Origin of the sequence: Nonomuraea terrae (assembly GCF_044465245.1) — a bacterium.
Taxonomy (GTDB): Bacteria; Actinomycetota; Actinomycetes; order Streptosporangiales; family Streptosporangiaceae; genus Nonomuraea; species Nonomuraea terrae.
Window position 1 is genome coordinate 578432 of the sequence record NZ_JBITLL010000004.1, and the last position, 11601, is coordinate 590032.

Annotated in this window: 13 protein-coding genes; 11 read left to right on the top strand and 2 right to left on the bottom strand. The window is 72.3% G+C overall.

What is annotated here, in order from left to right:
- Positions 1 to 22 precede the first annotated feature (22 nt).
- The 9 genes from ACIBP6_RS20960 to ACIBP6_RS21000 all read left to right on the top strand — a co-directional run bounded on the left by ACIBP6_RS20960 (position 23) and on the right by ACIBP6_RS21000 (position 8728).
- Entirely contained in the window at positions 23 to 1813 is a 1791-nt protein-coding gene (locus ACIBP6_RS20960; RefSeq protein ID WP_397054448.1) for a discoidin domain-containing protein, read from the top strand.
- A gap of 74 nt (positions 1814 to 1887) precedes the next feature.
- The gene (locus ACIBP6_RS20965) at positions 1888 to 2217 is read left to right on the top strand and encodes a hypothetical protein (protein WP_397054449.1); all 330 of its coding nucleotides are present in this window, start codon (positions 1888 to 1890) and stop codon (positions 2215 to 2217) included.
- Positions 2214 to 2456 (top strand): DUF6461 domain-containing protein, encoded by a 243-nt coding sequence (locus ACIBP6_RS20970; RefSeq protein WP_397054451.1) that lies wholly within the window; start codon positions 2214 to 2216, stop codon positions 2454 to 2456. The genes ACIBP6_RS20965 and ACIBP6_RS20970 overlap by 4 nt, the downstream gene beginning before the upstream one ends.
- 119 nt (positions 2457 to 2575) lie before the next feature.
- Positions 2576 to 3373 carry a M17 family peptidase N-terminal domain-containing protein gene (locus ACIBP6_RS20975; protein ID WP_397054453.1) on the top strand — a complete coding sequence of 266 codons (798 nt, stop codon included), beginning with the start codon at positions 2576 to 2578 and terminating at the stop codon, positions 3371 to 3373.
- 189 nt (positions 3374 to 3562) lie between these two features.
- Positions 3563 to 5440, top strand: coding sequence for an amidohydrolase (locus tag ACIBP6_RS20980; RefSeq protein ID WP_397054455.1), 1878 nt, complete (start codon positions 3563 to 3565; stop codon positions 5438 to 5440).
- A 20-nt stretch (positions 5441 to 5460) separates the two neighbouring features.
- Positions 5461 to 6126 (top strand): hydrolase, encoded by a 666-nt coding sequence (locus ACIBP6_RS20985; protein ID WP_397054457.1) that lies wholly within the window; start codon positions 5461 to 5463, stop codon positions 6124 to 6126.
- A 31-nt stretch (positions 6127 to 6157) separates the two neighbouring features.
- Complete coding sequence (locus ACIBP6_RS20990) at positions 6158 to 7741, top strand: MFS transporter (protein ID WP_397054459.1); 1584 nt, start codon at positions 6158 to 6160, stop codon at positions 7739 to 7741.
- 298 nt (positions 7742 to 8039) lie between these two features.
- Complete coding sequence (locus ACIBP6_RS20995) at positions 8040 to 8237, top strand: hypothetical protein (RefSeq protein WP_397054461.1); 198 nt, start codon at positions 8040 to 8042, stop codon at positions 8235 to 8237.
- Positions 8238 to 8440: 203 nt separating this feature from the next.
- Positions 8441 to 8728 (top strand): hypothetical protein, encoded by a 288-nt coding sequence (locus ACIBP6_RS21000; protein WP_397054463.1) that lies wholly within the window; start codon positions 8441 to 8443, stop codon positions 8726 to 8728.
- Here the strand turns inward: ACIBP6_RS21000 and ACIBP6_RS21005 are convergent.
- Entirely contained in the window at positions 8725 to 9075 is a 351-nt protein-coding gene (locus tag ACIBP6_RS21005; protein WP_397054465.1) for a hypothetical protein, read from the bottom strand. The genes ACIBP6_RS21000 and ACIBP6_RS21005 overlap by 4 nt on opposite strands.
- A complete protein-coding gene (locus ACIBP6_RS21010; protein ID WP_397054467.1) occupies positions 9021 to 9479 on the bottom strand; it encodes a methyltransferase domain-containing protein in 459 nt (152 codons plus the stop codon). Before ACIBP6_RS21010 ends, ACIBP6_RS21005 begins: the two co-directional genes overlap by 55 nt.
- A 71-nt stretch (positions 9480 to 9550) precedes the next feature.
- Between ACIBP6_RS21010 and ACIBP6_RS21015 the strand changes: the two genes are divergently transcribed.
- Both ACIBP6_RS21015 and ACIBP6_RS21020 read left to right on the top strand, forming a co-directional pair.
- On the top strand, positions 9551 to 10831 hold the full coding sequence (locus ACIBP6_RS21015) for a serine hydrolase domain-containing protein (protein ID WP_397054469.1): 1281 nt from the start codon (positions 9551 to 9553) through the stop codon (positions 10829 to 10831).
- A gap of 36 nt (positions 10832 to 10867) precedes the next feature.
- Entirely contained in the window at positions 10868 to 11512 is a 645-nt protein-coding gene (locus ACIBP6_RS21020; RefSeq protein WP_397054471.1) for a class I SAM-dependent methyltransferase, read from the top strand.
- The last annotated feature ends 89 nt before the right edge of the window (positions 11513 to 11601 follow it).

Below are 11601 nucleotides of genomic sequence, written 5' to 3' on the forward strand. Positions count from 1 at the left end.
CCCCTTTTGCGAAGGACAGCGCATGCGCAAGTCAGTCATGCCCATGGCCGCCCTGGCACTCGCCGGGTTACTGGTGGCCCCCACCCCCGCGGCGGCCGACCCAGGAGCCAAGCCGGGCGCGTACCGGCTGGACTGTGACGGCGACCGGCCCGGCAGCACCTGCACGGTGGTGGCGACCGGCAAGCCCCGCCCGCACCACGTGGAGGAGTTCGTCACCACCGTCAGGAGCGGCGACCAGGTCTGGGCGCGGGACACCCTCTACAGCCGCGACGGGCAGGTGCGCAGCCGTCCCTTCGTGCTGCCCGAGCAGGACGTGACGGTCGACGTCTCCGTCACCTCCCTGCCGGAGCAGCGGGTGGGCACACAGCTGCGGCTGATGGCCTGGAACCTGTTCGTCGGCGGCACGATCAACCGCCAGGAGACGACGGGCGAGAACCTCAAGCAGATGATCGACTACCTCAACGAGGTCGACCCCGACATCTTCTTCGTGGTCGAGGGATACGGGTCCGGCCAGAAGATCCTCGACGGGCTGAACGCCGGACGCCCGGAGGGCGATCGGTTCACGGCCGCCCAGCTCACCACGCCGGAGGACTACAGCGTCAACGGCGACAACCTGTGGATCTACACCAAGCTCAAGATCGAGAAGGTCTACCCGCGCTACGCCGACGCCGACATCTCCTCCTTCAACCTGGGCGGCGCCCGGCTGGGCCTGCCGAACGGGCAGCACGTCCACGCCTTCAGCCTCTGGACCTGGCACGATGGCCCGGCCCGTCACGACACCCACGACGCGGCCGTGCAGAACGTGCACGGCTTGCCTCGGACGAAGACGGACGAGCAGATCCTCGAGAACGACTATCAGCGCCGGATGGGTATGGGCAAGGCCATCCTGGAGAAGGCCATCCCGTCGTTCATCGGCGACGACGACGCCCCGGTGCTCATGGGCGGGGACCTCAACGCCCTGCCGCACCAGGACTGGACCGAGCAGTTCGCCAACGCGCGCGGGCACGGCGGCTTGGTCCTGCCGTGGCCGTACACCAAGCTCTACACCGACGCGGGCTTCCTCGACACCTTCCGCTACGCCAACCCCGACGCCGGGCGCTACCCCGGCCGCACCTTCAGCCCGTTGAGCGGCTTCATGGCCACGCCCGGCCGCATCGACTACGTCTTCGCGCGCGGCGAGGACGTGCGCGTCCTCGGCTCCCGCACCGACGTGCGGCGCCTGCCCCGCCACCAGGACAGCTGGCTCAACCGGCCCTACCCGTTCTACTCCGACCACGGCTCGGTCATCACCGACGTGCTGATCCGCGGCAAGGGCACCGGCCCCGACCGGCCCGTCGTCAGCGAGGAACCCGTGGACGCGCCCGGCGTCTGGCCCGCCGCCCCCGAGGGCGTCCGCGTGCCCCCGTCGGAGCTCAGCGCGACCGCGACCACCTTCAAGCCGGACATCGGCGACCCGGGCAACGCCGTCGACGGGAACCTGCTGACCGACTACCACTCCTACTATCCCGAGGTCGCGCCGCAGCCGCACTACATCACGGTCGACCTCGGAAAGGTCAGGAAGCTGTCCACCGTGCGCTTCCAGCCCAAGCTGCGCTCCAACATGAACGGCACCATCGTCGAAGGCATGGTGCAGATCAGCGCCGACGGCACGACGTTCACCGACTTCAAGCAGGTCGAGTGGCCGCGCCTGACAGAACCGAACGACGTCGACATGAACGGCGTCTCGGCCCGGTATGTGAGGCTGCGCGCCGACTACGGCATCGGCGGCGCCTCCGCCCTCGCCGAGATCATCCCGTACGAGGTCGCAAGCTGACGACCACCGCCGGCCCTCCCGGGGGCCGGCGGCTTCCCCACGACGGGCGGGCCACGGGGTGGCAAGATCGCGGCATGTTGCCTGCGAGCGCGGCCACGTACGAGTGGCTCTACCGGAAGTTCACCGATGGCACGGACAGCACGTGGCTCTGCGTGTGCTTCGTCCGGGGGCTGTCCCCCACCGAGGCGTTACGCCGGATCGGTGTCACGCCAGGGCCGATCACCGGTGACTACGGGTTCGGGGTGAGCGCCGCCCGTGGCGTCGGCGGGACCGTGCTGATCGAGTACGGCTGGGGGCACGTCTGCTACACCAGGGCCGGTGCGTTGTCGGAGGGGACGGACGCGGCGGCGGTCTTCCTCACCGACGACGAGGGGGCTTCACGTACTACGCCGCCGGCCGGTTGATCATCGCCTTCGAACCTGCGGACTGCCGCGGCAGGAGCGGCGAGGAGCCCGATCGTCTCCTGGCCGACATGCGGGAGCTGGAGATGGAGACGAGCTACGAGGATCCCGGCTGGACGGGCGTGCCCGCGGCAGCCGTGCTCGCCCTCGCCGACCGGGCCACGGGGGTGCGGCTCAGCCGGGCCGGATACGACCGGACGACCCTGTGGGGGCCGACGGAGCACCTGGTGCCGTACATCTAAAAGGCGGTTCCAAGGATCGGCGGGGAAAGCGGCGAGGTGCGGTGGGGCGATGCACGGAGGGCTAGAAATCCGGATATTGCACTAAATGTCGATTTGATTCGGATTTAGTGGGGTGTCGAATGGGCCGATCAGTTGGGCGGCGCCGTGGGGCCGTTCTCGTCGCCGTCACGCTCGTGGCGCTCGCCCCGGCGTTCGCGCCCGTGGCCGTGGCGTCCCGCCAGGGGCCGCCGCCCACACCGAGCCCGGCGGACGTACCGGAGCGGGTCTTCTCCGCGCCGCACGGGCTGAGACTCAGCGTGAAGGAGGTCGGCCCGACGGGGCAGCCGGCCGATCTGCAGATCATCACCCTGTTCGACGAGGCCTCAGGGCAGGCGTTCACCGGCTCGATGGTCGAGCTGGACGAGCGGCTCGGGGGCGCGCTCAGCGCGGTGCGCGACAGTGGGCAGTTCCGGGCGGCAGCCCTGGAGACGCTCATGATCACCCCGCCTCCCGGCGCCGTCGCCGCCGAGCGGCTGCTGCTCATCGGGCTCGGCGACGCCAGGCAGGCGGACCTGGAGCTGATGAACCGGGTGGGCGCGGTCGCCGCCCGCGAGGCGGTGCGGACGCGGTCCGCCACGGTCGCCTTCGCGCCGACGCTGCGCGACCAGGGCTTCACCCGGCTGGACACCGGGCAGGTCGCCGCCGAGGTCATCGAGGGCGCGCTGCTCGCGTACGACACCGACGCGCGGCTGCAGCGCCAGGGTCTGCAGCCCTGCTTCGCGCTCCGACGCTGGTACTACGAGGCCGGAGCCGCGTACTTCGCCGGGGTGGCGGAGCAGGCCGGCCGGGCTGTCGAGGCCGCCGCCGCGCAGATGGACCAGCGCGGCGACACCCTCTTCGGCCGGACCGGCCCGGCCGCGACCGCCTGCCGCACCTGACCCGCTCGGCGGCGAGCCCCGATGCGGCCGACCGGCCGGTGCGGTCGGGAGGCCGTTGGGCGTCCGCCAAGTGCGCGCCAACCAATTCGCTTATGCCCCATTCCTGGGCAAACGGTCTGCCGTCTTGGGCCTGCTCGAAAACGGCAGGGGTAGCCGCGCTGACGCACCCGTTGCCAAGGAGCGGAAGCCATGATCAACGCCATGCCCGTCGAGGGCATCGTCCCTGACAGTGCGGCCGAGACGCCCGCGGACCTGGTCATCCGCAACGGCCGGGTGCACACCCAGGACCCGGCGCGGCCGGCCGCCGCGGCCCTCGCCGTACGGGAGGGCCGGATCGTCGCCGTCGGGGACGACCAGGACATGGCGCCCTTCGTCGGAACGCGGACCAGGGTCGTCGACGCGCTCAACCGGCGGATCATCCCCGGGCTCAACGACTCCCACCTCCACGTCATCAGGGGCGGCCTGAACTACCTGCTGGAGCTGCGCTGGGACGGCGTCCCGTCGCTGCGCATGGCGCTGTGGATGTTGCGCGAGCAGGCGGGGCGCACGCCGCAGGGCCAGTGGGTCCGGGTGGTGGGCGGCTGGACGGGTGAGCAGTTCGCCGAGCGGCGCCTGCCCACGGTCTCGGAGCTGAACGCCGCCGCCCCCGACACCCCGGTCTTCGTCCTGCACCTGTACCAGTCGGCGATCCTCAACCGGGCCGCCGTGCGGGCCATCGGGTTCACCAAGGACAGCGTCGCCCCGCCGGGCGGCCAGATCGTCCGCAACCACGCCGGTGAACCCACGGGCGTCCTGCTCGCCGCGCCCGCCGCCACGCTGCTGTACGCGGCGCTGGCCAAGGGCCCGAAGCTGGCCGAGGACGACCAGCTCGGCTCCACCCGCCACTTCCTGTACGAGCTCAACCGGTTCGGCCTGACCAGCGCCATCGACGCCGGCGGCGGCTTCCAGAACTTCCCGGAGAACTACGGGGCGGTGATGAGGCTGGCCGAGCAGGGTCTGCTGACGATGCGGATCGCGTACCACCTCTTCCCGCAGACGCCCGGCCAGGAGCTGGACGACCTGCGGCGGTGGATCGGATCGGTACGCCCGGGCGACGGCGACGAGTGGCTGCGGCTGAACGGCGCCGGCGAGAACCTCGCCTGGTCGCCCGCCGACTTCGAGAACTTCACCGAGCCCAGGCCGCTGCGGCCGGACAAGGCCGACCGGGAGCTGGAAGCGGCGGTGCGCCTGCTCGTCGAGAACGACTGGGGCTTCCGGCTGCACGCCACGTACGAGGAGACCATCAGCGCCAACCTCGACGTGTTCGAGAAGGTGTCCCCGAAGCTCGGGGTGCCGTGGTTCTTCGACCACGCCGAGACCGTGTCGGAGGCGAGCCTCGACCGGATCGCCGCGATGGGCGGAAACCTGTCGATCCAGAATCGGATGATGTTCCAGGGCAGCGCCTTCCGCGACCGTTACGGAGCGGCCAGGGCCGCTGGTGCGCCGCCCGTCCGGCAGATGCTCGACCGGGGTCTGATCACCGCGGCCGGCACCGACGCCACCCGCGTCTCCAGCTACAACCCCTGGCTGTCGCTGGAGTGGCTGGTGACCGGCCGCACCATCGGCGGCACCGAGCTGATGGACCCGCAGTGCCGCGTCGACCGGGAGACGGCGCTGCGCATGTACACCGCGGCCGGCGCCGGCCTCACCGGCGAGGCCGGTGTCAAGGGCGTGCTCAAGGCGGGCTGCTACGCCGACCTCGCGGTGCTCTCCGACGACTTCTTCTCGGTCCCCGAGGACGGCATCTCGCACATCGAGTCGCTGCTGACCGTCGTCGGCGGCCGGATCGTGTACGCCGCCGGCGAGTTCGAGGGGCTCGCGCCGCCGCAGCCCGCCATCCAGCCGTCGTGGAGCCCGGTCGCGTTCTTCGGCGGGTACCACCGCACCGCGCCGGGGGTTCGCCAGGCGCAGGCGGTGATGGAGGCCGCCGCCGAGTCCGAGGAGCACCGCCAGTGGCGGGCCGTACGGGGCTTCGCGCGGGGCCGTACGACCGAGGACGAGATCTTCGACTCCTGTTTCGTCCTGTGACAGTCCCAGAGAGGTAAGCCATGGCAGACTTCAGCAACGCCAAGCCCGATCCCGCGTCGTCGCTGCTCACGCCGCAGGACAGCGTGGTCGTGCTGGTGGACCACCAGCCGCAGATGTTCTTCGGCACGACCAGCGCCGACCGGGGCTCCATCATCAACGCGACCGTGGGCCTGGCCAAGGGCGCCAAGGTCTTCGACGTGCCCGTCATCCTGACCACGGTGCAGTCGAAGAGCTTCTCCGGGCCGCTGCTGGCGCCGCTGGCACAGCTCTTCCCCGGTGTCGCGCCGATCGACCGGTCCACGATGAACTGCTGGGAGGATCCGCGGGTCGTCGACGCCGTCAGGGCCACCGGCCGCCCGAAAATCGTCATGGCCGGGCTGTGGACGGAGGTCTGCATCGCGCTCGCCTCGCTGTCGGCCGCGGAGCAGGGATACCAGGTGTACGTCCCGACCGACGCGTGCGGCGGCGTGTCGCAGGAGGCGCACGACAACGCCGTGCGGCGTATGGCCCAGCACGACATCGTGCCGCTCACCTGGCTCACCACCGTGCTGGAGTGGCAGCGGGACTGGAGCCGTACGCGGACCTACGACGCCGTGACGCGGGTGATCGAGGAGCACGCGGGCGCCTACGGGCTCGGCGTGGCGTACGCGCACGCCATGCTCCCGTCGCACGCGGCCGCGGCCTGATCCGGCTCGGGTGTCCCCCGGGCGACAGGCGATGAACGACACCGCGACCGGGTCCGTCTGGCAACCGCTGCACCTGCGGATCTTCCGCACGCTGTGGCTGGCCCAGCTGGTCTCCAACGTCAGCAGCTGGATGCAGACCGTCGGCGCGCAGTGGCTGATCACGCAGGAGAGCGGGTCGGCGAGCCTGGTGGCGCTGGTGCAGACGGCGGCCAGCCTGCCGGTGCTGCTGTTCGGCATCCTGGCGGGCGCGCTCGCCGACATCGTGGACCGGCGCCGACTGCTGTTGCTCTCGCAGGCGGTCATGTTCGTGGCGGCCGGCCTGCTCGCGGTCCTGACGGCGCTGGGGCAGATGAACGCCTCCGGGGTCCTGCTCCTGACGTTCCTGCTCGGGTGCGGCAACGCGCTCATGACGCCGGCCTGGCAGGCCATCCAGCCGGACCTGGTGCCGCGCGAGCAGATCCCGAACGCCGCGAGCCTCAACGGCGTCAACATGAACCTCTCGCGGGCGGTCGGCCCGGCGGTGGGCGGCCTGCTCGTGGCACTGGCGGGGCCTGCCGCGGCGTTCGCGGTCAACGCGCTGTCCTTCCTGGTCACCTCGGCCGCGCTGTTCACCTGGCGGTATCGGGCCGACGCGGGGCCGTTGGGGGCCGAGCGGGTCCTTCCGGCGTTGCGCGCGGGTCACCGCTACGTGCGTCACGCCCCGCGCGTGCGCCGGGTGCTGGCCCGCACCGTGCTGTTCATCCCCGCCGCGGCGGCGTTGTGGGCGCTGCTGCCCGTCGTCGCGGACCGGCGGCTGGGACTCGGCCCCGGCGGCTACGGCGTGCTGCTCGGCGCGGTGGGCGCGGGCGCCGTGGCGGGGGCGATGCTGCTGTCGTACGTCCGCGGCCACTGGTCGAGCAACGCCGCGCTCACGGGCGGCGGTGTGCTGTTCGCGGCGGCCATGGCGGTGCTGGCCCTCACCCCGTCGCCGTGGCTCGCGGGGGCGGTGCTGGTCCTGGCCGGGGTGGCGTGGATCGCCGTGCTGTCCACGCTGAACGCGCAGATGCAGGTCACGACGTCGGGATGGGTACGGGCCCGCGCGCTGGCCGTCTACCTGACGATCTTCTCGGGAGGCATGGCGATCGGCTCGGCCGTGTGGGGCGCGCTCGCCGACGGCGTCGGCCTCGTTCCCGCCCTGCTGCTGGCCGCGGCGCTCACGGCGGCCGGCTCCCTCGTCGCCTGGCGCCGTCTCGGCATCCCCGACACCCGGCTCGACCGCTCGCTCTCGGTCCACTGGCCCGCGCCGGCCATGGTGCTGGAGCCCGGCGGGGACGACGGGCCGGTGCTCGTCACCGTCGAATACCGGGTGCCACGCGAGCGGGCCGCGGAGTTCGTCGCGGCGATGCGGGACTTCGGGCTCTCCCGGCTGCGCACCGGCGCGCTGCACTGGGATCTCTACCGGTCCGGCGCCGACCCCGACGTCTACCTGGAGACGTTCGTGGTGGCCTCGTGGGAGGAGCACCTGCGCCAGCACTCCACCCGGCTCACCGGCTCGGACCGCGCGATCGAGGAACGGGCCCGTTCCCTGGTGGCGGAGCCGTTCCGGGTCTCCCACTATCTTCCCGCTCGCTGGTGAGCGAGAAGTAAGCGCGGGGGCGTGGCGTCCATCGGCGACAAGAAGGACCGCGGCCGCCGTGCGCGGCGGCCGCGACGTGCTGCCCGGCTCCCCGCATCGCATACGGCGAACGCGGCCTGCTCGTACCTGACGCGGAGCCTGGCGAGCACGGCGAGCGCGACCTGTTCGGCGCCGACGCGGCGCCGGGCGAGCGGACGATCGTGCTGGTGCCGGCCGGGAAGGACACGCTGGTGCCGGCCGGGAACGACGCGCTGGTGCCGGCCGGGACGACCAGGACTCCGGGTGGATCGCCTGCCCGGTGCCGGGCGCCGGGTCGCTCTGGCGCGAACGCGCCGGACCGGCTGCGGACGAGCTGCCGGCGCTGGTAGGCCCGGTCCGCGCCCGGCTGCTGCGTGCTCTGGACCGGCCGATGACCATGTCCATGCCGGCCGCCGGGGTGCACCTCGGGCCGAGCGGGCTGACGCGCCACCGCGACCGCCGCGGGGCGCGCGGCTGATCATCGGCGGGCGCCGGGGACGCGAGGCGTGGATCGCCCGAACCCCCACGGCGGACGAATTGCTGGCTTTGTCCCCGAACCCTTGATCAGCCTCTGAGCTGCGGCGACGGACGAGGAGCCGAAGGGTTTCCGACGTGAGAACGATCAATGATGATTCGATGATGCCGCGGCCCCGCGCTCCCGGGATGTTGCAAGGTGGAGGCGTGAATCCGGATACCCGTCACAGCAGCCCCGACGCGATCGGCGAGGTCCGGCGGAGCATCAGGGACGACCTGCTGCCGGTCTTCACCGAGGTGCGCCAGGTCTTCCAGGAGTGCAGGTCCGTCGGCTTCCCCGGCTCGGGCCCGTTCGGCGAACGCCAGGTCGACGCCCTCTACCGTTCGCTGATGGACTCTCTCGTCCGCGACGCGGAGGACGCGCTCGCCGCGCTTCAGCGGTGGCAGGACGACGACCCCGCGCACGCCGCCCGGGCCGACGTCCCCGGCGGCTAGCGCCGGTGGGCCACCAGGGCGAAACGGCGCGCGGTGGCCCGCAACGGCCGGCCGCGTTCCATCTCCTCGTGGAGGGCGCGCAGCCGGTCGCCGTACGCGTCCGTGTCGAAGCCGGGCACCTGCCAGGGAAGGACGCGCAGGAACAGCACGAGCGCGCCGGCGTCGTGGAACACCGTGGTGAATTCGCACCGCCAGGAGACCTCCAGCCCGGCGGCGGCGAGCGCGGCGGCGGCCGGCTCCGGTCGCCAGGCGGAGTCCTCGTGCGGCGGGCCGCCCAGCGCCGCGTTGACCGTCAGGTCGCGCCCGTCCACCTGCTGGGTGACGAACGTGCCGCCGGGCGCGAGCACGCGGCGGACCTCCTCCGGTCGTACGACTCGTGCCGGTTCACGACCAGGTCGAACGACCCGTCGGCGAACGGCAGCGGGCCCGCGCCGCCGGCCTCGACGACCTCGACGCCCAGCGGCTCCAGGCGGCGGGCGACGGGCACGTTCGGCGGGTGGCCCTCGGTCGCCATGGTGCGCGGCGCCAGCGGCGCGAACGACGCCAGCAGCTCGCCGCCTCCCGTGCCGAGGTCGAGCAGCGCGGCCGCGCCGGGCAGCCGCGCGCCGACCGATTCCGCGTAGCGCCCGGGCAGCTCGCCTTCGTAGGTGACGCGGTGGCGGAAGACGGCGAAGTCCCATCCCTCGAAGGGGGTGGCCGGCGCCGCGCGGATCAGCTCGTCGTCCTCCATGCTGGAGATCATCTCGGACATGACGGATGTCATGCAGAGCCGGTGACAGCGTGGACTGACGAGCCGTAAGCGCTTCGATCATGATTTGTGCCATGAATCTTCGCCGTTATCGATATGTCGCAACAAGCCGCCGGACCGCCGCCGTGACCGCCCTCGGCACGCTGCTCGCCGCGGGCACCCTGGCCGTCCCCGGCCCGGCCGCCGCCGACACCGGGCTCGACCGCGGCGCGTTGAGCCGGAGCCTCGACGCCGTCCACGAGGCCGGCATGTACGGCGTCTACTCGGCCGTACGCGACGGCGACGAGAGCTGGCGGGACGCGGCGGGCGTGGCAGACGTGGACACGGGCCGCCCGGCGAAGCCGTTCATGGTGCACCGCGTGGGCAGCATCTCCAAGACGTTCACCGCGGTGGCCCTGCTCCGGCAGGTCGCCCGCGGCACCGTCGAGCTGGACGCCCCCATTGGCCGCTACCTGCCCGACCTGGTGCCCGGCGAGCGCGGCCGGCAGATCACCGTGCGGATGTTGCTCAACCACACCAGCCACATCGCCGACCACGTCGCCCAGGCGTTCCCCTCGCTGACGCAGGGCTCGACGAGCAGCCTGGACGACAACCGGTTCCGTTCGTTCGACTCCGAGGAGCTGGTGCGGGACGCGCTGGCGGCCCCGGCGACCGGCGAGCCGGGGGCGGTGCCCGGCGTGTACTCCAACACCAACTACATCCTGGCCGGGCTGCTCCTGGAGAAGGTGACGGGCGAGGACGCCGAGGCGCACATCACCCGCGAGGTGATCCGCCGGGCGGGCCTGCGGCACACGTCGTTCCCGCGCACGCCGAACATCCCCGGCCCGCACTCCGGGGCGTACGAGTCGATGTACGGCCTCATCGACCCGCCGCGCGACTACAGCGTCTACGACATGTCGTGGATCACCACGGCGGGCGCGGTGGTGTCCACGATGGAGGACCTCAACCAGTTCTACCGGGCGCTGCTGCGCGGCCGGCTGATCGGCCCGGCGGAGCTGGCCGAGATGCAGAAGACCGTGCCGGTGCTGCTCGGCGGCTACCCCGCGCCCTACGGCCTCGGCATCTACGCCACCGACCTGCCCTGCGGCCGGTTCTGGGGGCACAGCGGCAGCGTCTTCGGCATGGGCACGGAGTCGATGTCGAGCCCCGACGGCACGCGCCAGATGTCGATCGGGATGAACCGCACCAAGTACCAGCCGCTCGACGAGAACGGCTTCCCGGCGGCGAGCCCGATCGACCCGGCACTCGTCGTCCACCTCCTGGAGGGCCTCTGCGGCCCGGCCACCGCCCGGACCAGAGCGGCGCAGCCGTCCTTCGTGCCGTTCGCCGTGGACCGGATCTCCGTCAAGCGCTGACCGCACACCGGCCGGCGCGATCTAGCATGGCCCTTCATGACCGAACCGGACTTCCGCACCGCCACCCGCGCGGCGTACGACGCCAACGCCGTCCGCTACGCCGCGAGCATCCCCGAGCTCTACCACTCCGAGCCGCTCAACCACGCGATGGTCCCGCTCTTCGCCGAGCTGGTGCTGGCGGAAGGCGGCGGCGTGGTGATGGACGTGGGGTGCGGTCCGGGTCACGTCACCGCGCATCTGCACGCGCTCGGCCTGGACGTCTTCGGTGTCGACCTGTCGCCGGAGATGGTGGCGCTCGCCCGGGGCTCCCATCCGGAGCTGCGCTTCGAGGTGGGAGTGATGGAGGCGCTGGGCGTGGCGGACGCGTCCGTGGCGGGAGTCGTCGCCAACTTCGTGATCCTGCACACGCCGCCGGAGGGGCTGCCCGCCGTGGTCGCCGAGTTCGGGCGGGTGCTGGCGCCCGGTGGTCATCTGCTGCTCGGGTTTCCGGTCTGGGACGGGGCCGGGCCGGCGGAGGCGTACGACCACGCGGTGACGCTCGCCTACCGGCACGCGCCCGATCGGGTGGCCGGGCTGCTGACGGAGCACGGGCTCGGCGAGGTGGCCCGGCTCTCCGTCGCGCCCGGCGAGGATCGCCGGCGGGGGTTCCCGCAGGCGTACTTGATCGCACGGCGTACTTGATCGCACGAGGTACTTGATCGCACGGCGTGCCTGCCGCCGACGGGAGGGAGCCCGCGCTCCGGCAGGCGAGTCGGAGCGCGGGCCCGTGG